This window comes from Alistipes communis, assembly GCF_006542665.1.
Taxonomy (GTDB): Bacteria; Bacteroidota; Bacteroidia; order Bacteroidales; family Rikenellaceae; genus Alistipes; species Alistipes communis.
The window spans coordinates 333,779-355,615 of record NZ_AP019735.1 but is presented as its reverse complement, the minus strand read 5'-3'; the positions used below and the strand labels follow the sequence as shown (position 1 = coordinate 355,615).

General features: G+C 59.9%; 14 protein-coding genes. 4 read left to right on the top strand and 10 right to left on the bottom strand.

Annotation, left to right across the window (positions count from 1 at the left end):
• Window positions 1-24 precede the first annotated feature (24 nt).
• Window positions 25-2,754 carry a pyruvate, phosphate dikinase gene (gene ppdK / locus FMF02_RS01515; protein WP_019131154.1) on the top strand — a complete coding sequence of 910 codons (2,730 nt, stop codon included), beginning with the start codon at window positions 25-27 and terminating at the stop codon, window positions 2,752-2,754.
• A 142-nt stretch (window positions 2,755-2,896) separates the two neighbouring features.
• On the top strand, window positions 2,897-3,361 hold the full coding sequence (locus FMF02_RS01510; RefSeq protein ID WP_026075036.1) for an outer membrane beta-barrel protein: 465 nt from the start codon (window positions 2,897-2,899) through the stop codon (window positions 3,359-3,361).
• Between the two features lie 75 nt (window positions 3,362-3,436).
• Here FMF02_RS01510 and FMF02_RS01505 read toward each other — a convergent pair whose 3' ends face one another.
• Window positions 3,437-4,096 (bottom strand): nitroreductase family protein, encoded by a 660-nt coding sequence (locus tag FMF02_RS01505; protein WP_141411969.1) that lies wholly within the window; start codon window positions 4,094-4,096, stop codon window positions 3,437-3,439.
• A 528-nt stretch (window positions 4,097-4,624) separates the two neighbouring features.
• Here FMF02_RS01505 and FMF02_RS01500 point away from each other — a divergent pair.
• Window positions 4,625-5,989 carry an MFS transporter gene (locus tag FMF02_RS01500; protein WP_141413531.1) on the top strand — a complete coding sequence of 455 codons (1,365 nt, stop codon included), beginning with the start codon at window positions 4,625-4,627 and terminating at the stop codon, window positions 5,987-5,989.
• Here FMF02_RS01500 and FMF02_RS01495 read toward each other — a convergent pair.
• From FMF02_RS01495 to FMF02_RS01455, 8 genes are all read right to left on the bottom strand, one after another.
• The gene (locus tag FMF02_RS01495; RefSeq protein WP_141411968.1) at window positions 5,986-6,636 is read right to left on the bottom strand and encodes a lactate utilization protein; all 651 of its coding nucleotides are present in this window, start codon (window positions 6,634-6,636) and stop codon (window positions 5,986-5,988) included. The genes FMF02_RS01500 and FMF02_RS01495 overlap by 4 nt on opposite strands.
• Window positions 6,637-6,660: 24 nt before the next feature.
• The gene (locus FMF02_RS01490; protein WP_141411967.1) at window positions 6,661-7,371 is read right to left on the bottom strand and encodes a pirin family protein; all 711 of its coding nucleotides are present in this window, start codon (window positions 7,369-7,371) and stop codon (window positions 6,661-6,663) included.
• A gap of 229 nt (window positions 7,372-7,600) precedes the next feature.
• Window positions 7,601-9,199: a calcineurin-like phosphoesterase C-terminal domain-containing protein gene (locus FMF02_RS01485; RefSeq protein ID WP_141411966.1), complete on the bottom strand. Its 1,599-nt coding sequence runs from the start codon at window positions 9,197-9,199 to the stop codon at window positions 7,601-7,603.
• A 58-nt stretch (window positions 9,200-9,257) separates the two neighbouring features.
• On the bottom strand, window positions 9,258-11,237 hold the full coding sequence (locus FMF02_RS01480; protein WP_141411965.1) for a RagB/SusD family nutrient uptake outer membrane protein: 1,980 nt from the start codon (window positions 11,235-11,237) through the stop codon (window positions 9,258-9,260).
• A 25-nt stretch (window positions 11,238-11,262) separates the two neighbouring features.
• Window positions 11,263-14,526, bottom strand: coding sequence for a SusC/RagA family TonB-linked outer membrane protein (locus tag FMF02_RS01475; RefSeq protein ID WP_244611599.1), 3,264 nt, complete (start codon window positions 14,524-14,526; stop codon window positions 11,263-11,265).
• A gap of 27 nt (window positions 14,527-14,553) precedes the next feature.
• Window positions 14,554-17,001 carry a GLUG motif-containing protein gene (locus FMF02_RS01470; protein WP_141411964.1) on the bottom strand — a complete coding sequence of 816 codons (2,448 nt, stop codon included), beginning with the start codon at window positions 16,999-17,001 and terminating at the stop codon, window positions 14,554-14,556.
• A 355-nt stretch (window positions 17,002-17,356) separates the two neighbouring features.
• Window positions 17,357-18,823 carry a SusR-related protein gene (locus FMF02_RS01465; protein WP_489689358.1) on the bottom strand — a complete coding sequence of 489 codons (1,467 nt, stop codon included), beginning with the start codon at window positions 18,821-18,823 and terminating at the stop codon, window positions 17,357-17,359.
• A 340-nt stretch (window positions 18,824-19,163) separates the two neighbouring features.
• Complete coding sequence (locus FMF02_RS01455; protein WP_141411962.1) at window positions 19,164-19,727, bottom strand: NUDIX hydrolase; 564 nt, start codon at window positions 19,725-19,727, stop codon at window positions 19,164-19,166.
• Between the two features lie 332 nt (window positions 19,728-20,059).
• Between FMF02_RS01455 and FMF02_RS01450 the strand changes: the two genes are divergently transcribed.
• Complete coding sequence (locus FMF02_RS01450; RefSeq protein WP_179952791.1) at window positions 20,060-21,361, top strand: L-cysteine desulfidase family protein; 1,302 nt, start codon at window positions 20,060-20,062, stop codon at window positions 21,359-21,361.
• 42 nt (window positions 21,362-21,403) lie between these two features.
• Here the strand turns inward: FMF02_RS01450 and FMF02_RS01445 are convergent, their stop codons facing one another.
• Window positions 21,404-21,733, bottom strand: coding sequence for a DMT family transporter (locus FMF02_RS01445; RefSeq protein WP_141411960.1), 330 nt, complete (start codon window positions 21,731-21,733; stop codon window positions 21,404-21,406).
• Window positions 21,734-21,837: the final 104 nt, after the last annotated feature.

Below are 21,837 nucleotides of genomic sequence, written 5' to 3'. Positions count from 1 at the left end.
AGATAGTTAAATTTTTTAGGAATTATGGCAGATGTAAAACGTGTTTATACCTTCGGCAACAAGGCCGCCGAAGGAAATGGCAAGATGCGCGAGCTGCTGGGCGGTAAGGGTGCCAATCTGGCCGAGATGAATCTCATCGGCATTCCCGTTCCCCCGGGCTTTACGATCACGACGGAGGTATGTACGGAGTATTACGCTCACGGAAAGGATAAGGTCATCGAGTTGCTGCGCCCCGAAGTGGAGCGTGCGGTGAAACACATCGAGCAGCTCACGAACATGCGCTTCGGTGACAAGACCATGCCGTTGCTGGTCTCGGTGCGTTCGGGCGCCCGCGCGTCGATGCCGGGTATGATGGATACGATTCTGAACCTCGGCATGAACGACGTGGCCGTCGAGGCTGTGGCCAAGCGCACGGGCAATCCGCGTTTTGCATGGGATTCCTACCGCCGCTTCGTACAGATGTACGGCGACGTGGTGCTGGGTATGAAGCCTCAGACGAAGGAGGATCACGATCCGTTCGAGGTGCTCATCGAGGAGCAGAAGGCCAAACGCGGCGTGAAGCAGGATACCGAACTGACGACCGACGATCTGAAAGAACTGGTCGCTGCGTTCAAGGCCGCCGTCAAGAAGCAGACGGGCGAGGATTTCCCCGCCGATCCGTGGGATCAGCTGTGGGGTGCCGTGTGCGCCGTTTTCGGTTCGTGGATGAACGAGCGTGCCATTCTCTACCGCAAGCTCAACAACATCCCTGCCGAGTGGGGTACGGCCGTGTCGGTACAGGCGATGGTCTTCGGCAACATGGGCGAAAATTCGGCGACGGGCGTAGCCTTCTCGCGCGATGCCGCCACGGGCGAGAACATCTTCAACGGCGAGTACCTCATCAATGCGCAGGGCGAAGACGTGGTGGCGGGTATCCGCACGCCGCAGCAGATCACCGTCGAGGGGTCGAAGCGTTGGGCCAAGGCGCAGAATATTTCGGAGGAGGAGCGTCGTGCGAAATATCCTTCGTTGGAGGAGGTGATGCCGGCCGTCTACAAGGAGCTCGACGAGATTCAGCATCATTTGGAGAAGTACTTCACCGACATGCAGGACATCGAGTTCACCATTCAGGACGGCAAGCTGTGGATGTTGCAGTGCCGCAACGGCAAGCGCACGGGCGCTGCGATGGTCAAAATCGCCATGGACATGCTGCGCGAGGGGCTGATCGACGAGAAAACCGCCGTGCTGCGTTGCGAGCCTGCCAAGCTGGACGAGTTGCTGCACCCCGTCTTCGACAAGACGGCGATCAAGCACGCCGAGGTGATCGTCAAGGGTTTGCCCGCATCGCCGGGCGCCGCGACGGGGCCGGTGGTCTTCTTCGCCGACGATGCCGAAAAGGTGTTGGCCAAGACGGGTCAAAAGGCGGTGCTGGTGCGTATCGAGACTTCGCCCGAAGATTTGAAGGGGATGCTCGACGCTGCGGGCATCCTCACCGCACGCGGCGGTATGACGTCGCACGCGGCGGTCGTTGCGCGCGGTATGGGCAAGTGCTGCGTGTCGGGTGCCGGCGAGTTGAAGATCGACTACAAGGCACGCACGATCGAGGTCAACGGCTATACGATCAAGGAGGGCGACTGGATTTCGCTCAACGGTTCGACCGGCGAGGTCTACCTCGGCCAGGTCGCCACGCGCGACGCCGACCTGAGCGGCGACTTCGGCAAGCTGATGGAGCTGGCCGGTAAATATTCGGTGCTGAAAGTGCGCGCCAACGCCGATTCGCCGAAGGATGCCGAGCAGGCGTTCGCGTTCGGTGCGGAGGGCATCGGCCTGTGCCGCACGGAGCACATGTTCTTCGAGGGCGACCGCATCAAGGCCGTGCGCGAGATGATCCTGGCCGACGACGAGGCGGGCCGCCGCGTGGCGCTGGCGAAGCTGCTGCCCATCCAGCGCGGCGACTTCGAGGGCCTCTTCAAGGTGATGAAAGGATACCCCGTGACGGTGCGCCTGCTTGATCCCCCTCTGCACGAGTTCGTGCCCCATTTCGAGAAGGAGCAGCGCGAGCTGGCCAAGGAGATGGGCGTACCCTTCGAGAAGATCGCGGCCAAGGTCGAGGAGCTGAGCGAGGTCAATCCCATGCTGGGGCACCGCGGCTGCCGTCTGGGAAATACCTATCCTGAAATTACGGAGATGCAGACGCGCGCCATCATCGAGGCTGCGATGAATGTCCGTGCGGCGGGTATCCCCGTGCATGTGGAGATCATGGTGCCGCTGGTGGGCAACCACAAGGAGTTGCGCTACCAGAAAAATATCATCGACCGCACGGCCGACGAGGTCTTCGCTGAGCGTAACGACAAGATCGACTATATGGTCGGTACGATGATCGAGGTGCCGCGTGCGGCCGTGACGGCCAACCAGATCGCCGAGGTGGCGGAGTTCTTCTCGTTCGGCACGAACGACCTGACGCAGATGACGCTGGGCTTCTCGCGCGACGACATCGCCAAGTTCCTGCCGGTCTATCTCGAAAAGGGCATCTTGAAGAACGACCCCTTCCAGATCCTCGACCGCAACGGCGTGGGGCAGTTGGTTCGGGAGGCCGTGCTCAAAGGTCGCAGCACGCGTCTGCAACTCAAATGCGGTATCTGCGGCGAACACGGCGGCGAACCTTCGTCGGTAGAGTTCTGCCACTATGCCGGCCTGAATTACGTCAGCTGCTCGCCGTTCCGTGTGCCGATCGCCCGTCTGGCGGCCGCCCACGCTGCGCTGACCGGAAAGTAGTTGATTTGTCCGGAATACACAAACGGCCCGCTTCGAAGCGGGCCGTTTGTGTTGAAAAAGGCGGATTCCATTGAAAAAAATAACAACTTGGCAAAATTTTTTCTATTTTTGGAAACTGGAATTTTAAATCTATAAGAAAAAGATGAAAAAGTTGTTATTGTTGCTTGCGGCTGTCGTCTGCATCTCGACGACGGCTTCGGCTCAGGACAAGGGCGATTGGGCGATCATGCCGCGTATTAACATTTACACGGCGTGGGATGCGGATACGGTTTTCGGCATCGGAGCTGCCGCGCGTTACAATGTTCTCGACCAGCTGCGTCTGGAACCGGCGCTGACGTTGCTCTGCCACGACGGCTGTTCGATCGATCTGAATTGCGACGTACACTACCTGTTCCCCGTGGCCGACCGTTGGAATCTCTATCCGCTGGCGGGTATCAGCGTCAATGATTTCGGCGACTGGTCGGCCGGTATCAACCTCGGTGCAGGGTTCGACTATGCGGTAGCCGACCGGTGGGATATCACCGCGGGCTTGAAGTACATGATCGAGACGCACAAGAATTGGAGCAATCCGCTGATTATTTCGGTAGGCGCTTCCTATCGTTTCTAAAAAAGGTGCGTTCCGAAAAGAGGAGGGCTGCGACAAATAAGTCGCAGCCCTCCTCTTTTCATACGGTTTCACCGGTTATTTCCCGACCGACTGCGCCAGGATGAAGCGGTAGCGCGCCGGATCGAGCCGCAGCAGGGAGAGCAGTTCGTCGGCTGCCGCACTGCCGCGCGTGATCGACCGCAGCGCATGGCCTGCGGTGTAGAGGTTGACGTTCTCGGCATAACCTGCGGCATCCATTGCACAGAGCATCAGTACGTTCTCTTCGGGGATGCCCTTGCCTTCGTAGGTTTGCAGGTCGGCGATGTAGACCAGGTTGAGCGGTGCGGTCGCCACGAAGGGCTGGCGTCCTGCGGCGGCGCGGTGGTCGCCCTCGGCTACGCGGGTCAGCGTCTGTTCGCGGCCGTCGTAGCGGTAGATGCCCTCTTCGAAAACGGCATAGACCGTGATGGGGTAGAGCGCCAGTGCTGACGGCGCGGTCAGCTTTCCGTCCGTGCGGTTCTCGCCCGCTGCGGCCCACAGTACGCCCGAAAGCTCTTCAAGCGAGAGTTTCTCAGGGCCGAACTCCCGCCACGAGCGGCGAGCGGCAAGCGCCTCGTTGATCGTCGCTCCGGCCTTGGCCGCAGGTGCGGCGAGTGCGATGCATTCGGTCATCTCGACGGGGGTGGCCGCCGGCTTGGGCGGCTGTGTCGCGCACGCTCCCAACAGGGCGGCTGCGACGAAAAGCAGGTTTTTCATGGCTGAATGGTTTTAACGGAAAAATGTTGAATTTCGTTCGTCCATTTCTCGCCTCGACAATTCGAGTAAACTCGATTGCACTCGGCTTGACGAAATGGTTTGTTTTTTTGCAGTCGTTTTCTCGCCTCGGCATAGCCCGAATTTTGTTCGCCTCTGCGCTCGGCTCGGGGAAAACATCTGTTTTCGATCGCCGTTCCCCTGTTTCCGGCCCGATACGCGGCGGTCCGGTTCGGCCCGACGAAGACGGCGTTCGAACAAAGATACGATTAAGCCGTGCGCCATGCAAATTTATTTGCATGGCCGAGGCGAAGTATCTAAGACGAAGTCAAAGATACGAATAAACGGGCGCCATGCAAATTTATTTGCTTTTTGTTTAGGCGAAGTATCTTCGGCGTCAGCCGAAGATAACGATTTTCCGTTTTTGAGCAGGCGTTTCCGGTGAAAAGTTGTAATTTTGTCGACTGATAACGCAGCACAGGAGTCATGACAGGACAGATCGTAGGCGATACCGAATGGAACGGGCTGCCGATGCCGCGCCGGCTGTGGGCGATTCTGGCCGTCACGTTCGGCGTGGCGCTGTCGGTACTGGACGGTACGATCGCCAATGTCGCGCTGCCGACGATCGCCCACGAGCTGGGAGTCTCGTCGGCCGATTCGATCTGGGTGGTCAATGCCTATCAGCTGGCGATCGTCGTTTCGCTGCTGAGTTTTTCGACGCTGGGCGATGTCGTCGGCTACCGCCGCATCTACATCGGCGGACTCGTCTTCTTCACCCTCTCGTCGGTAGGCTGCGCTTTTGCCGGCTCGCTGGAAATGCTGATCGCCATGCGGGTGATTCAGGGATTCGGCGGTGCGGCTGTGGTGAGTATCAATACGTCGATCATCCGTATCATCTACCCGCGCGACCAGTTGGGGCGCGGCATGGGCATCAATGCCACGGTGGTGGCCATCGCCTCGGTGGCGGGGCCGACGCTCGCGGCCGCGATTCTTTCGATGGCGTCGTGGCACTGGCTCTTCGCCATCAATATTCCGATCGGCATCGCGGCCGTCTGGCTCAGCATGCGTTTCCTGCCGTACAATCCCGTCCGGCTCTCCGACCGTCGCTTCGACTGGCGCGACGGCGTAATGAACGCCCTGACCTTCGGGCTGTTGATCGCTTCGGTCGAGGGTTTTTCGCACGGGCTCGATCCGCGCATCGTGGCCTGCGGCGCGTCGGCGTTCTGCGTGGTGGGTTATCTCTTCGTGCGCAGCCAGCTCCGGAAACCCTATCCGTTGCTGCCGTTCGATCTGCTGCGCATTCCGATCTTTTCGCTCTCGGTTTTCACGTCGATCTGCTCCTTCGTCGCGCAGATGCTGGCTCTGGTGGCACTGCCGTTCTTCTTACAGAAGGAGCTGGGTTACAGCGACGTCCAGACCGGACTTCTGCTCACGGCGTGGCCAGCCGTGATCGTCGTCGTTGCCCCCGTGGCGGGGCTGCTGGTCGAGCGCGTCCATGCGGGTGTGTTGGGCGGCGTGGGACTGACGGTCATGGCTGCCGGACTGTTGTTGCTGGCCCTGCTGCCCGACCATCCGACCGACGGGGCGATCATCTGGCGGCTGGTGGTGTGCGGTGCGGGCTTCGGGTTGTTCCAATCGCCCAACAACAGCATCCTCATCGCTTCGGCGCCCGCCTACCGCAGCGGTTCGGCCAGCGGGATGCTCGCCACGGCGCGGCTCATCGGTCAGACGACCGGCGCGGCGCTCATGGCGCTCTTTTTCCACCTCTTTCCGTCGAACAGTACGCATCTGGCGCTCTATGTCTCGGCGGCGTTGGCACTGGCCGGCGCGTTGGCCAGCAGCACCCGCATTTCGCTAGCGTTGCCCGAGTCGCTGCGTCGTGCGAAAGAGGCTTAAAGTCCTGCCTCCTCGTCGATCAGCAGCACGAGAATTCGTCCGGCGGGATAACACCGTTCGAGCCATACGCGCGAGTTGCAGATGCGCTGCGGCGAGTTGCAGTCGGCGCAGAGTCCCGTCACGGCGCACGGGGTGCGGAATCCCGTGTGGCGTGCGACGTTCTTCGGCCCTGCGATCTGCTGGACGCGCCGCTCGGCGTCGGCCTGTGTATCGACGATTTTGTTGCGACCGGCCAGCAGCACTACGCGGCGCGGCCCGAAGATCACGGGTGCGGTGCGGTTGCCCACCATGTCGACCCAATAGAGCGATCCGCCGAGCGTGACGGCGTTGACGCCCGTCATGAAAAAGTCGGCGAGCAATCCTTTGCGCCGTACTTCGAGCTGTTCGGGTCGCGGCAGGGCGGGATCGAATCCGTCGATGAATTCATAGCGGCTGCCGTTGCGCAGCTCTTCGACGATCCCTGTGGCGCGCAGCGTCATCGAATCGCCGTAAGAGATCGACCGCGGTGCGCAGCGGGCGATCTCGTCGCGCAGCCTCCGGCCCGCTTCGGCCAGGTCGGCGACGCACACGGCTTCGAAACCGTGGCGGCGGAGTTGTCGGGCGCAGGCGGCGAGGCGCGTCGGGAAGTCGGGTGTTTCGTTTTGCATGATTGAATTTATAGTTTCGTTTCGTTACATCGGTACTTCGATCAACAGGAGGTGCGAATTCTCAATGCCTCGCAGCGCGACACGTTCCGTCCGGCGGATGCCCATGCCGTCGCGCGTGCGGAGCGTCTCTCCGGCCGCTTCGACGACACCTTCCAGCACGAAGAGGTAGACGCCGTGATTGGCGCCGTGCAGTTCGTAATCCGTTTCGGCGCCGGACGTCAGGTCGAGCGTCGAGAGCCATGCCTTCTGGTGAATCCACCCCACGTGCTCGCCGCCTTCTCCTTTCGGTGCGACGATCGGGCGCAGCCGGTCGGGTTCGGCCTTTGCGAGGCGGATCTGCTCGTAGCGGGGCGTCAAATCGTCACGGTCGGGGAAAATCCAGATTTGCAGGAATTTCACCTCCCGGTCGGGCAGGTTGTTGAATTCGCTGTGGACGATTCCCGTGCCGGCCGACATCACCTGTATTTCGCCCGGCCGCAGCACTTCGCCGTGGCCCATGCTGTCTTCGTGGCGCAGCTCGCCCGACAGGGGGATCGAGATGATCTCCATGTTGTCGTGCGGGTGCGAGCCGAAACCTTCCCCGCCTGCCACCGTGTCGTCGTTCAGCACGCGCAGCGCACCGAAATGAATCCGTTGCGGGTTGTAGTAATCCGCAAAGCTGAATGTGTGGAACGTCTGTAACCAGCCGTGGTCGAAGTAACCGCGCGTGGCGGCCCGATGAATGACTTTCTCCATAAATAATGCCTTTCGTTTTGTCCGCGTCCGGTGCAAAAGCCGTTCCGATTCGGTCGGGAGCGGGTGTCCGGTTCCGGTTGAGAAAGGTACTGTTTTTTCTTGAAAATACGGCGGCTGCGGGTACGAATCTTTTTCGGCACGCTTCGCCGGTCAGGCTAAGGCCGGTTTCGGAAACACGGACGGACTGCCTGAAAAAGGCAGTCCGTCCGTTTGTGCGGGAGGGGTGCGGTCAGTATTTTTCCGCCTCCGTGAAGTCGTTGTCCGCAGTGAAGGTATCCTGCGTGTAGACATGGCCGAAGCTGTCGGTCGCACGCACCTCGATGGCGGTGGCGGCCGCATCTTTCAGTTTGTACTGATACTGGTGATAGCAGGGGCTCGTACCGCTTTCGGTGGGGTGGTGTTCGACGCCGATGTGGTATCCCCGAATCCAGCGGTCGCCGTAGTTTTGCTCGATCGGGCTCATGTCGCTCCACGTTTTGCCGCCGTCCTCGGACAGCTCCACTTTCCACGTCGTGCCGTCCATGCCGGCGGCGAAGACGTTGGCTACGACGACGTCCGCCCCCAGATCGTATTTGTAGGTGGCGTAAGGCCCCGCGAAGACGGCGTCGCCGTGATAGAGGCGTATCTGGTGATCGTCGGGACGCTGCGAGGCCTTGAAATAGGTGTCGACGATCTTCGTTCCGTCGATCTCGTAGACCATGAAGCCGTTGGGCGTGCCGTCGCCGCCGCAGTTCGAGCGCCAGAAATAGCCGCACGTACCGCCGTGGATACGTTCGAAGAGGTTATGCGAGCGCATGTGATAGGGCTGGAAATAGTGCGTGTGGGCGCACATCAGCGTAGGGTTCTGGTATTTGGAAATCAGGTCGAGCACCTTCTGGCGGTTGCGGTAGTTCGTGTCGCGCAGCGGGATGTGGTAGTAGAGCACGATCATCTTGCTCGTGGGGACGAAGGACAGATCCTTTTCGAGCCACGCCACCTGCTCGTCGGTGAAGCCGCCGGTGTAGTCCTGACCCGAGAAGAGGCAGTTGTCCATCGCGACGAAATGCACTTCGCCGCGGTTGAACGAGTACCACCGCGGGCCGAGCACGTCGCGATAGGTGTCGCCCGTGTAGTCGACCGAGCTCTTGTCGTGGTTGCCGATGGTGGTGAAGAAGGGGACGCCCGTCTCGCCCAGCGCACGCTTCATCGAGGTGAAGGTCTGTGCGTCGCCCTTGCCCAGGATGTCTCCCAGCGCGATGCCGACGGTCGGGATCGTGTAGTCGGCCTTGATCTTCTTGACGTCGGGCACGGTCTCCGTGCGGAAACGCTTGATGTGCTCGTCGTTGTCGGGCTGGGGATCGCCCAGTCCGAAGAGCAGGAAGCGGGTGTCGCTCTGGGAGAGTTTCGTCAGCGTGAAGTCGGCGCGGTAGGGCTTCGTGCTGCTGCCCGTCAGCGAGTTCGCCGCCTGGTAGGTTCCCTGGTAGGAGCCGTAATTCGCCTGCGTGGGAATTTCATAACCCGACGGGGCGGAGATGAAGACGTACTTGGCGTTGGCGCTGCGCACGATCTGGTAGACGCCTTTCGCATCGGTGGCGACGACGCTGTAACCGTCGCTGACGACGATGCCTTCGAGGGGATTGCCTTCGCTGTCGCTCACCAGCCCGTAGAGGGTGATGCCCTCGTCGGGCTTGATCTCGGGTTTCTCCTCTTCCGTGCCGTCCTGGCCGTTATTGCCTCCGCCGGGCAGTTGGGGGACGACCGGATCGTCTCCGCCGCAGGCGATCGTCGTTGCGGCCAATGCTGCGAACATCGTGCGGCGCAGCAGATTGAAGATCGGATTCATTTTCATAGCAGTTGCATTTTAGTTTCAGACCAGATGTCCGCCGGACATCTGGTCTGAGGATTGTTTACCAATTCGGATTCTGTTGGATGTTAGCTCGTTGCAGCTCTTCGGTCGGGATCGGGAAGAGATAGTGCTTTTCGAGGAACACGCGGTCTTCCTTCCAGAAGCGTTCCATGCGGTATTTCTTGCCTCCTACCGAGATCTTGCCGTCGGGGTCTTCCACGGGCCTCATGCCGCAGATGCGGTGCTGCGTCTTGGGATAGGCGCCGTACTTGGCGAAGTACTGCTGGGCCTTCTCGTCGTTGCTGCCGGGCAATGCGTTCCATTGCGACTCTTTGGCCAACTCGGTCGGACTGGTCGGTTCGAGGTAGAAGCGCGTGGAGAAGAAACGGCTCTTTTCGTGGTAGAGTTCGACGCGGCGTTCGCGCAGGATGTAGTCGAGCAGCAGCTCCTTGTTGGTCTTCGCGGCAGGCGGAATGGGAGCCATGAACGAGCGTGCGCGCAGGTCGTTCATCATGTTGTAGACTTCGTCCGTCGCGCCCTTCGAACGGGTGACGGCCTCGGCGTAGACGAGGTAGATCGTCGCCAGACGGATCAGCGGAGCGTCCATGTTCCAGTCGCCCGACATGCCCTTGGTGTAGTAGCCGTCGAAGAATTTGTGGGTGAAGTAGCCCGTCGTCGTCGAGTTTGCGGCGTTGATCTCATCCGAACCCGTCGCGGTGTTGATCCACTTGCCCTTGAACATCGCGCCGTGGTAGGTGATGTCGCGGTAGAAACGCGGATCGCGGTTCTCGTAGGGGTTGGCGTCGTCGTAGGCCTTGGCCATATCCTCCTCGGAGATCAGACCGCCGTAGAGCGCCTTGTGGTTCTCTTTGAGGGCGTAGATCGGATAGCCGTAGCCGTCGGGGCCGATTACCTCGTATTCGTCGACATGCTCCTGTACGGGAACTTCGCGAGCCTGTCCCTGCGACGAGGGGGGATACATGTCGTTGTGATAACCGACGGTCTTGGCTTGAAGGAAGAACCAGATCCATTCGCATTTCTTGGCGTCGAGCGAGCGGGCGGTTCCGCTGAACAACTCCCACAGACGGGTGTAGACCTTGCCGTTGCTTTCGTCTACGTTGCCGAAGTTCGTCGTGTTGCTCTTATCGGCTCCCTGGTAGAGCGAATAGCGTTTTTCGCCGGTGTTGGTCGTGAAATCGATGACGGCCTTCGCTGCCGCGGCGGCAGCGTCCCAGCGGGCGGGATCGTAACGCTGGTACTCGGAGGCGTAGTTGCGGTTATCGCCTTTGAGCGTCGAGCCGTTGTAGAGCGGCGTGGCGGCGATCCAACGCGCCATGGCTTTCAATGCCAGGCAGGTACCCTTCTCCACACGGCCGAACTGCTCGGCCAGATAGCGCTCCGGAACGCGCGAAAAGGCGTTGTCGCAGTCGTTGCATATCTTTTCGACGATCGAGTGGACGTTCTCGCGCTCGAATTTCGGCAGGTTGTTGGGGTCGACCGTGTAGTCCACGTAGGGGCATTCGCCGTAGCTCTTCAACACGCAGTAGTGCAGGTAGGCGCGCAGGAAATAGACCTCGCCGATACGCTGCGACAGCGTTCCGGGGTGTACCTGCGAGTCGGGCGTGTTGTATTTCTCGATACCTTCGAGAATGACGTTTGCACAGCGGATGTCTTGATAGAGCGCAGGCCAGAAAGTGTGGCAGGCTCCGGCGTCGGTCGTGGCGTTGCATTTCGAGTAGAGTTCCGCACCGGGTTCCCAGTCGCCTTCGTTGAACTTGTTCGACCAGCCGTTCTCGGCCGACGAACCTTCGCACTCGTCGGCGAGCGCCGAGTCGCTGAAATAGCGGATATGCACCAGCGGCTGGTCGGCGGCGCGCACGTAGAAATAGAGACGGTTGATAAGTTGTTCCGTTTCGTTGAAACGGGTGAAAACATCCTCTTCCGTCTTGTCGCCCTGCGGCGTCTTGTCGAGGTAGTCCTCGCAGCCGAACAGCGACAGGGCCGAACAGCAGAGGAGCAGGTATTTCAATATGTTTTTCATAGTCGATTCGAATGTTTTGGAATGGTTAGAATGTCATGTTGATGCCGAGGTTCACGACGCGCTGCACAGGGAACCAGCTTCCGTCGCCGTTCTTGATTTCGGGGTCCATGTCGACGTCGCCCAGGCGGTCGAACGTCAGGAGGTTCTGTCCCTGTGCATAGATGCGGACGCTTTGGATGCCGGCCTTCGACGTCCAGGCCTTGGGCAGCGTATAGCCGATCTCGACGTTTTTCAGACGGATGTACGAAGCGTCGTAGAGGAACAGGCTCGAATACTGCTGTTTGTTGTTGTTGTGGATGCCGTAGTGCAGGGCGGGATAGGTCGCCGTGGCGGCCGTTTCGGGCGTCCAGCGGTTGAGGTGCATCTTACGCACCTTGCCCGTGCGCGACTGGTCGTAGAGCGGGAAGTCCCATACGGCCGGGCCGCTCAACTGCACCGAACAGAGCGCCGAGCCCTGCCACAGCATACTGAAATCGAATCCCTTGTACGACAGCCCGACCGGAATACCGTACTGGATTTCGGGAGTACGGGGGTTGCCGACGGCCGCACGGTCGTAGTTGTTGACCACGCCGTCGCCGTTCATGTCCTTGTAAACCACGTCGCCCGGTTGTACGGGGCCCCAGATAGCGAACCCGCTGCCGCCGTTCATGGCGTTCAGGCGATCGGCTTCGTCCCGGTCGGCGACGAAGTGATCAAAGATGTAGCAGAAGTTCTCACCCACGCGGCGGCCGGTCTGGTAGCGCCACGGGCAGTCGCGACCGTTGTTGTCGATGTAGCTGATCTCGTTGCAGAATTTCACCTTGTTGCGGGCGAAGGTGAAGTTCGGGCGGATCCAGTAGCGGAAATGCTGTCCGATGCGGCCGTCCCAGCCGAGCTGGAACTCGATACCGCGGTTGTCCACGATACCCGAGTTGACGATCGGGGCGGTCTGTCCCACGATATAGGGGAAGCCGAGTTTATCGTCGGTATTGAGCGAGGTGAGGATGTCGTAGCGGTGCTCCTTGAAGACGTCGACCGAGAGGGTCAACCGCTGGTGGAAGAACTCGGCGTCGATACCGAAGTTGAACTTGCGTGCCTTCTCCCACGTCAGCGACGGGTTGGCGAAGATGCCTTCGATGAGGGTGGTTCCGAATGCTTTCTTGTCTTCGCCGAAGTAGATGTTCATGTTGCTGCCCGACGTGTAGTATTGCAGGTAGGCGAAGCGGGTGCTCCCCATCTGGTCGTTACCTACCAGACCGTACGATGCACGCAGTTTGAGGTGGTCGATCCAACGCACGTTCTTCATGAATTCCTCCTGCGAGACGACCCAGCCGATCGAACCTGCGGGGAATACGCCGAAACGGTGTCCGCGTGCGAAGTTCTCCGAACCGTTGTAGCCGATGTTGAATTCGAAGAGGTATTTGTTCTTGTAGTCGTAGGTCGCACGTCCCGAAAAACCCATGTAACGATAGGGAACCTCCTTGCCGACGATCTTGTTTTGCATGTAGTAGAGTACCATCGCCGTCACGTTGTGGTCGCCGAACTTGCGGGCGTAGTCGAGTCGGGCCTGGAAACGCGACGTCCCTTCGGGGTTGGCGTGGCTGAGGCTGTTGCCCTGCGCGTCGTCGGTGGTGCGCTGGTTGGCCGTCACGTAGGAACCGTTCTGAATCCAATAGGCCGAGTTGTTCTTCCACTCGTCGATACTGTACTCCTCGGGTAGCATCCACGTCGAGTAGCCCGGGTAGGTCAGATTACCTGTGCTGTGGGTCGGTACGCTGTTGTTGATCGTGTGCTGGTTGAAGGTGTCGTAGGAGAACTGCGCGGCGATGCTCAGACCTTCGGTGATGAAGTCCAGATCGTGGCTCAGTTTGAACGATCCTTGCAGGTAGCGGCGCGTGCGCTTGCTGAAACCCGAACGGCTCAACTGACCGAGCATGTTGTAGCGGTAGTCGTTGTCGGCGTAGAGCAGGTAGCCTCCGTTCTCCTCGAAATCGCCCTGATTGACTTCGTTGCCGTTGTTGGGCAGTACGATCGGCAGGTAGGGCGGCTGTGTGTTGGCCAGCGAGATGATGTTGGCCGCCGTGGCGCCGGGATAGGTATACTCCGTCACGCGGGCACCCAGATCGACCGAGATTTTCAGCCGTTTGGTGGCGTCGACGTCGACGTTGGCGCGGAAGTTATAGCGCAGGAAATTGTTGGCGTTGTCGGAGTTGGAGTGCTTGTAGTTGCCGCCCTGCTTGTAGTAGCTTCCCAGGATGAAGTAGCGGGCGCGGTCCGTGCCGCCGCGTACCGAGAGGCTGTAATCCTGCAATACCGAGGGCTGGAACGCATAGTCGAAATAATCCCAGTTGTAACCCAGCCCGTCGGAGTTGTCGCCTTTGGCGCGGCGGTAGTTGTCGATCGCCGTCTGCGTGAAGAGCGAAGGCGAGTCGGCCGCGAGCGAGGGGTTGTCGTTGAGCATCGCCTCGTTGTAGAGCGTCGCGTAGTCGGCCGATCCGAGGTAGTCGGGGTAGCGGATCGGTTCGCTGATGCCCACCGAGGCCTTGAAGTCGACGGTCGGTTTCTCGCCCTTGCGGCCTCGCTTGGTCGTCACGACGATCACGCCGTTGGCGCCGCGGATACCGTAGGGTGCCGTCGCCGATGCGTCTTTGAGGATCGTGAAGGTCTCGATCTCGTCGGGAGCCAGATAGCTCATGTCGCGCTCGATACCGTCGACGATCATGATGACGCCCGACTGTCCGTAGGTCGAGATACCGCGGATGTTGAGCTGTGCGGCGTCGTTGCCCGGCTCGCCGCCGGAGAACTGGTTCACCAGCAGACCCGGCATACGTCCGGCCAGCGCGTTGTTGATGTTGGCCGTGGGGGACTGTTTGAGGTCTTTGGTCGTGATCGTGGCGATCGAACCGGTGATCGTCTCCTTTTTCTGGACGTTGTAACCCACGACGACGACCTCTTCGAGCGCCTTGCTGTCTTCGAGCAGCGTGATGTCGATCTTCGTGCGGTTGTTCACGTTGATCTCCTGCGGTGCGTAACCGATGTAGGAGACCATCAGCGTCGCGCCGCCGTAGGGGACGTCGATGCTGTAACTGCCGTCGGCGTTCGACACGGTGCCGAAGTTCGTACCCTTGACGATAAGGGTCACGCCGATCATCGGGTCGCCCTTGTCGTCCTTGACGAATCCCTTGACCGTCAGTTTCGACGACTGAGCTTGTGCGGCCGGTTCCGCATCCGCCTTGCCCGGAGAGGCCACGGCGGCCTCTCCCAGGCAAAACAGACACAATATCAGTGTTAAAAAACCGTATTTCTTCATGACTGTATTGTAGTAGTTGGGTTGATGTTACTCTTTGATTGTGATGTTCATGACGGTTCCGGCCGATGCGTCCTTCGTGGCCTGATCGCAGATCGTCACGTCTGCTTCATCTTTTTCAAAAACTTTTTGATAGATATAGACCGGATTGACGTGCTCGGCACTCTTGACGGTCGCCGTGAGGGTTCCGACGTTTTTGCTGGTGGAAATCGTCACGACGGTATTCGAGTTCTCGATCACGACCAGACCGGCTACCAACGGGAAGGCCGTCGTAGCGGGTTCGATGGTCGTAACGGTGATGTTGCCGTAGTTTTCGCAGCTTTCGATCGAGTTGCCGGCATTGCGGGCAGCCGAAAGGATACCTGCGGCACGATACCTGAATACGCCCGTGATCGATCCGCGGTTGATGCAACCCTTGATTTGAAGATTGCCGTAGGCCGAACCGATGATTCCGCCTATCTGCGAGGGTACGCTTCCCGCGGCCGTTTCGTCTGTTTTCGGATTGCTGAGGTTGCCCGTGTTGGTGCAGTTCTCGATCAGACCGCTCTTCATCTTCTCGGCGATACCCACCAGACCGCCGGTGTAGTTGGTCGTGACGGCGATATCTGCCTCGTTGTGACAGTCGACCATTTTCAACGACAGCTTGTCTTTTCCTTTGTCCGATCCGATGCAGCCAGCGATACCTCCGATACGGCGGTTGGCCGATTTCGCATTGTTCATGACGATCTGTCCGCGGTTGTAACACTTCTCGAACGATCCGTAACCGTAGCCGAGAATACCGCCGAGCGAGTGGAACTGCTTGTTCGTGCCGTTGAAGTCCATGGTCATGGCGCCTTCGTTCACGCAGTTGGTGTAACTCCATTCTGCGGCTTCGGTCATGCCGATGATACCGCCGATGCGGCCTGAATCCTGACCGGAGTCGGCGAGGTTCATGTTGATCTTGCCTTTGTTCGAGCAGTCGACGAACGAACCTACCGTATCGTCGGCTGCACTGCCGACCAGACCGCCGATAGCGACCGAACGGACGGATTGCAGGAACTCGAAGTTACCGGTATTGTGGCAGTCGGTGTAGATCGAGCCGGCCTTGTCCTGACCGACCAGACCGCCGAGATTTCCCATCGTGCTGCTGGTTTTCAATCCCGAGAAAGTGATTGCCGCCGTATTGGTGACGCCGGTCAGTGCGGCGCCGTTGTTGAAGACAGCGAGCGTACCGGCCGTAACGGGATCGATTTTGCTGATCGTCATGCTGCCGGCCAGCGTCAGATTCTTCACCGCGGCCGTTGCATCGAGCGTGTGGAACAGGCCCAGCTCCTTGGCGTCGCCGTCGTTGAGGCTGACCGTGAGGGTATGTCCCTTGCCGTCGAAGGTGCCGGTGAACGGATTTTCGGCCTGCCCGACGAAGCAGGTCTGGGAGAATGCGCTCAGGTCGACGTCCTGCAACAGGATCACCGTGCCCTCCTGCATGAACTCGTCGAGCGGCGCGGCCTCCGTGACGGCTTTGCCGAAGGCCACGAAATCGTCGCCCGTGGCGATGCCTTTCAGCGAGAGCTGCGTTTCGAACGATTCGGTCAGCTCCTCGGCCGAAACCGCATCCAGTGTGACCGTGCCGGCGGGGATTCCGACCCCTTCGGCAGGTGCGGTGACTTTGAGCATTGATGCGGCGATATCCAGTTCGACCGTCCAGCCTTCGGGGGCCGTGATGTCGCACTTGTCTACATACTGCATCGTGCAGGGGATGTTGCGCTGTTCGCCGAAGACGAAGCGGTCGATCGGCTCTGCGAACTGGATGACGGGCATCTTGGTCGAGAGCTCGACGCTGATCGACGACGATTCGCCGGCCGTGCCGCGGACGCTCAGCGGCGTCACCTTGACCGCACCGGTCAGCGTCGGATTCTGACTGTCGGGCATCGGCGCCGTGACGGTCAACTGGCTGTTTTCGAGGTCGGTTTCCGTCGTCCAGCCCTCGGGAGCTTCGACTTCGAGCGAAGAGGTGTTTTCGCACGAGAAGGGGAAGACGAGGCTCTTGCCGTAGGAGAAGATGTGGTTTTTGGTCGTCGCGTCGCCGTCGAAGGTCAGCGAAATGCTCTCTTCGAGGGCGGCTACGCTGAGCGTGTAGCTCATCGTGCGTCCGGCCTGCGAGGTGATCGCGATCGTGATGTCGCCGCCGGCTTCGGCTTCCAGATCCGAGGCGACGGGAGCCGTCACCGTGCAGCTCCGCGAGCTGGGGATGACGCTGCATTTCCACCCTGCGGGAGCCGTGACCTCCGTGTAGGTCACGAATGCGCTTTTCAGCGTGTAGGCGGTCGTCGCGCCGAACTTCATGCTTTGGAGACCTTCGATGAGGGTGCCCTCCGTGTCGTAGAGTTCGAATTGGATCGCTCCGTCTTCCGCGTCCACGTCGTCGATGCCGCACGATACGACGCACAGCGTCGCGGCGGCAAGGAGCGTGTTCAGAAGAAAAAGAAGAGATTTTCTCATAGATGAAAGTTTTAGATTAGAGTTAGAATTGTAGAAACGATCGCACATTGCGAGACGGTCGCAATGCGGAAATGGTTCAGGTCGGTGTATATATAAGGAATCATTCGGAGAATGAAGGTTGGTTGCGGAAGTATCGCGTGCGGATGCCCTTTTCCGTTGGAAATAAGGGCGAAACGAAGTCCGATTCAGGTAGATCAAAAGTAGACCTTTGACCGATACGAACCAATGGCGTCAAAAGAAAATATAAATTCGATTTTGCTGTAATATATTCGTAATCAGATGGATATTTCGATTCGTCCGGTTCGATTATATGAATTGCGTATGAATCGGAACAGGCCGCGAACCGTCGGATCGGTTACCGGATTTCCAGTATTCGCTTTTCGAACTCCTGCGGAGGGATCGTCGCGGCGTTTCGCAGCCGGTTGCGGTAGGTGTAGACCGTGTTGATCGAGATGTGCAGGAATTGTGCGATCTGCGCATTGTCGGTGATGCCGAGCCGGATGACGGCTAGCAGCCGGAATTCGGTGTTGAGTTTGGTGGATTTGAGCCGCTCCGTTTCATGCAGCAGCGCGTTGACCTGTTCGATGAAGTCGGGGTAGATCGAGAGGAAAACAGTGTCGAACTCGTTGAAGAAGGCCTTGTATTCCCGTTCGGTGGAGGAGGGGGAGCGCAGTTCGCGCAGAAGGCGGTCCAGCCCGTGCGTATTGAAGGTCTTGAAGAGTTGGACGCGGAAACGTTCCAGTTTGTTGATATAGAGCGTGCTGAGCTGCATATAGTGACGGATGTACTTGTCCTTGACCGTGTTGGCTTTCGACAGTTCGTCGTTGATCGTCTCCTGCTGCCGGTTGATGACGCTGAGGCGTTCGTTGAGTTCGCGCAGCCGCTCGTTGTCGTTGGCGTGTTGCGTTTGGAGTTGTTTGATGGTGCGTTTCTGCCGCAGCGTGAAGACGAGGATTCCCGTGAGCAGCAGAATCGTGCCCGTCACGACGGCGAGCAGGAGGTAGAGCCGGTGCTGGTGGCGGGCGATCTCCTGCATGAAACTCTGGTTGATTTCGGTCATCGTGCGCGACGCGATCAGGATACGGTTGACCGAGTTGCAGTCGATCGCGTCATCCAGACTGCGCGTGATGTAGCGGTTGGCGCGCACGAGATCTCCCCGTCGGAAGAGCAGGTCGGCCAGTCGCGGCAGGGCGCTGTATGCGAGGCTGGGTACTTCCAGATCGTAGATTGCGGTGAGCGTCAGGTAACGCAGACGTTGCTCGTCGTCGCCCAACCGGCCGTATGCGTCGGCGAGACTGTTGGCGATCACCGCCTTGTTCGGTGTGGAGTTGTCGTTGCGTGAAAAGAATGCGTTCAGTTCGCGGATGCTTTCCTGCGGATCTCCGCCCTCTTCATACCGCTTGTCGTGGCGCATCAGCGTGCAGGTGAGCCGGTTGCGGTCTACGACCAGCAGCACGGAGTCGCGGTAGAGGCCTTTCAGCCGTCTGTATTCGCGTTGCAGCGGGCCGGCCATGGCGGTTTGCGCCATGGTATGATAGAGTTTCAGGTAGCAGTTGTAGTAGTCCACCGAATCGAATTCGGGGCCGTGGGCCGGAATCGCTTCCAGTTGGTCGGCTGCGGCCTTGTACATTCCCAGGAAGATGAGATTCTTGCAGCGGATGAGCCGTGCGGCGTTGATCCGCTGCGGATCGCCCAGTTGGCGGGCGTACGTTTCGAGCCGGTCGCTGTAACGGAGCGCCGAGTCGAGCTGGAACTTCTGGAATTCGTTGTAGAGATGGAGGGCGGCGGCATACCTGTCGCGCGGGGTGCGGCTTTTATGCAGATCGTTGCGGTAGGTGTCGATCCGGTGGAGTTTGAGCCGGATCGCCTCTTTGCGTTCGGCTACGAGCGAATCGAGCCGTCGGAGAAGTTCGTCTTGGGAGAGGGTCAGCAGCGGGTCGAAATTCCCCCCCCCTCCGCATTCCGGGAGTGGAGATCACTGTTCGTAGCGGCCAGACAGATGTTCCATCCGATGAACAGTCCGCCTATGATCGAGAGGGCGTAGCGGTACATTTCCGTTTTAGATTTGGGTTAGTGTCAACAAATATACGCTTTTTCCCCGAGAAACAAAGACCCCGCCGACAGTTTTCCGGCTGTCGGCGGGGCGGATCTCCGGGGCGGGGTTACCGCCGTTCGGAGTGTTCGGCGACGTAACGCCACAGAGGGGCGGCCATCAGGGCCTGCGGAATGCAGTTCTCTTCGAGCAGCCGGCGCACCTCTTCGAAGGTGAACAGATGGATGCGGATGTCCTCGCTCGCTTCGAGGTGCTGCGTCGAAAGCGGCTGCACGCCGGTGGCGAGGAACGTGTAGGTGAGGTTGGTGTGGGTGGCGGGGTTGGCCGAGAGCACCATGTACTCTTTCCACTCGCCGCCGCCGTATCCGGTCTCCTCGTAGAGTTCGCGCCGTGCGGCGTCGAGCGGCGTGGCGTCCTGCGGGTCGCGCACGCCGGCGACGATCTCGTAGGAGGTGCGTCCGAGTCCGTGGCGGTATTGGTCGATCAGGAGGAACCGCCCATCGTCGGTGCGTGCGATGACGTTCACCCAGTCGGGATATTCCAGCACGTAATAGGAGGGGATGCGTGCGCCGCCGGGGAGTTCGACGGCTTCGCGCCGCACGGTGAACCACGGCTCATGCGCCAGATATTCGCTGTTCAGGACTTTCCAGGGTCGGTGATCGGGTTGTTTCATGGGAATTCGCTTTTCGGCAAAGATACGATATTTTTGCGTTTCCCGTGCGGGAGCGTATGCGATTTGCCGAAAGGCGGCACCGCGGAGCGATGCCGGCAGTTCGCCGACATCCCGCGCGGCGGACTGCACTGCGCTGAGGCTCGTGCGGAACCTGCCGCCGTCGGCGAATCGCAGAAGATACCTTGAAAGTGCGGGGAATTTCTGCGCATAAGCGCTGGATTTCATGTCTTTAACCTTGTTTTGGATCGTCCGTTCCGGCAAAGTGCTTGAAAAAGTTGCTTTTGTCTGCGTTTATCCGTATCTTTTGGTGCGTAAAATTTCTTTTCGAGATGATTCCTTCTTCGCAGCGAAAAGCCATTGCCGATCTGCTTCGGCGCGAGGTCGTGCCGGCGATCGGGTGCACCGAACCGATGGCCGTGGCGTTGTGTACGGCGCGTGCCCGCGAGCTGCTCGGCGGCCTGCCCGAACGTATCGAGGTGCTGTTGAGCGCCAATATCCTCAAAAATGCGATGGGCGTCGGGATTCCCGGTACGGGGATGATCGGGCTGCCGATCGCCGTGGCGCTCGGCGCGCAGATCGGGCGGTCGGAATGCGGGTTGGAGGTGCTGCGCGACGTGACGCCCGAAGCGGTGGCGCGTGCGCGCGATTATCTTGCGGCCGATGCCGTGTCGGTCGCGCTCAAAGAGGGGATCTCCGAGACGCTCTATGTCGAAGTGCATTGTACGGCGGGCGGACGGCGGGCCGAAGCGGTGATCGCGGGTTCGCACACCCGCTTCGTCTATCTGGCCTGCGACGGCGAGGTCGTGCTCGACCGCCGGACGGGTGCGTCGTCGCGAGAGGAAGAGCCGTGCGTACCGTTGACGCTGCGACGGGTTTTCGACTATGCGCTGGCGGCGCCGATCGACGAACTGGCGTTCATCGACGAGGCGCGCCGGCTCAATATGGCTGCGGCCGAATTGGCATTGGGCGGCGAATACGGTCATTCGCTGGGGCGGACGCTGCGCGGCCGGAGGGAGCTGCACGTCATGGGCGACAGCCTCTTTTCCCGGATGCTGGCCTATACCTCTGCCGCGTGCGACGCCCGCATGGCGGGTGCGATGGTGCCGGTGATGAGCAACTCCGGCAGCGGTAATCAGGGGATCGCGGCCACGGTGCCGGTGGCCGTCTACGCCCGGCAGACGGGCGCTTCGGAGGAGCGGACGCGCCGTGCGCTGGTGCTGAGCCACCTGACGGCGATCTATATCAAACAGAGTTTGGGGCGGCTCTCGGCGCTGTGCGGCTGCGTCGTAGCGGCTACGGGGTCGAGCTGCGGCATCGCCTACCTGATGGGCGGCGGTTACCGCGAAGTGGCTTGTGCCGTGCAGAACATGATCGCCAACCTGACGGGGATGATCTGCGACGGTGCGAAGCCCAGTTGTGCGCTCAAAGTGTCGAGCGGCGTCTCGACGGCCGTGATGTCGGCGCTGCTGGCCGTCGAGGGGAAGTGCGTCACCTCGGCCGAGGGGATTATCGACGACGACGTGGATCGCAGCATCCGCAACCTCACGGCGATCGGCCGCGAGGGGATGGCGGCTACCGACCGGCTGGTACTCGACATCATGACTCATAAGAAACCTGCGGACTGCGAACGCTGAACGGCGCCCCTCAGGGACGCCGTTTATTCGGAGGGGGCGGGATCAGTGTGAGGCTCCGCCCCAGAGGTTCAGGATGACGACACCGGCCACTACCAGCGTGATGCCCGCGATGCCGGTCAAGGTCAGCTGTTCGCGGAACAGCAGCACCGACAGCAATGTCGCAGCGACGATTCCCAGTGCGCACCACGTGGCGTAAGCGATGCTCAGCGGCATGTAATGCAGCGCTTTCGACAGAGCGTAGAAGCAGAATACATAGGCTGCGACGCATCCCAGCGACGGCCATAACCGCGAGAATCCTTCCGTGTATTTGAGCAGGGTCGTTCCTGCCAGTTCAGCGGCGATCGCTGCTGTCAGCCAGATGTAACCGATCATGATGTTGCCCGTTTCGTTTCAAAGATAGATACTGCCGTAATCGACCGTAATCCCCGAGGCCGGAGTCCGTTTTTATCCGAAGGCGGTTTGTCCTGCTGTAAAGA

Bases quoted from the DNA above. Each gene is read 5' to 3' on its own strand.
- FMF02_RS01485 (WP_141411966.1), bottom strand. From the start codon at position 9,199: ATGAAAATGAATCCGATCTTCAATCTGCTGCGCCGCACGATGTTCGCA.
- ppdK (WP_019131154.1), top strand. From the start codon at position 25: ATGGCAGATGTAAAACGTGTTTATACCTTCGGCAACAAGGCCGCCGAA.
- FMF02_RS01470 (WP_141411964.1), bottom strand. From the start codon at position 17,001: ATGAGAAAATCTCTTCTTTTTCTTCTGAACACGCTCCTTGCCGCCGCG.
- FMF02_RS01445 (WP_141411960.1), bottom strand. From the start codon at position 21,733: ATGATCGGTTACATCTGGCTGACAGCAGCGATCGCCGCTGAACTGGCA.
- FMF02_RS01455 (WP_141411962.1), bottom strand. From the start codon at position 19,727: ATGAAACAACCCGATCACCGACCCTGGAAAGTCCTGAACAGCGAATAT.
- FMF02_RS01475 (WP_244611599.1), bottom strand. From the start codon at position 14,526: ATGAAGAAATACGGTTTTTTAACACTGATATTGTGTCTGTTTTGCCTG.
- FMF02_RS01500 (WP_141413531.1), top strand. From the start codon at position 4,625: ATGCCGCGCCGGCTGTGGGCGATTCTGGCCGTCACGTTCGGCGTGGCG.
- FMF02_RS01490 (WP_141411967.1), bottom strand. From the start codon at position 7,371: ATGGAGAAAGTCATTCATCGGGCCGCCACGCGCGGTTACTTCGACCAC.
- FMF02_RS01505 (WP_141411969.1), bottom strand. From the start codon at position 4,096: ATGAAAAACCTGCTTTTCGTCGCAGCCGCCCTGTTGGGAGCGTGCGCG.
- FMF02_RS01510 (WP_026075036.1), top strand. From the start codon at position 2,897: ATGAAAAAGTTGTTATTGTTGCTTGCGGCTGTCGTCTGCATCTCGACG.
- FMF02_RS01495 (WP_141411968.1), bottom strand. From the start codon at position 6,636: ATGCAAAACGAAACACCCGACTTCCCGACGCGCCTCGCCGCCTGCGCC.
- FMF02_RS01480 (WP_141411965.1), bottom strand. From the start codon at position 11,237: ATGAAAAACATATTGAAATACCTGCTCCTCTGCTGTTCGGCCCTGTCG.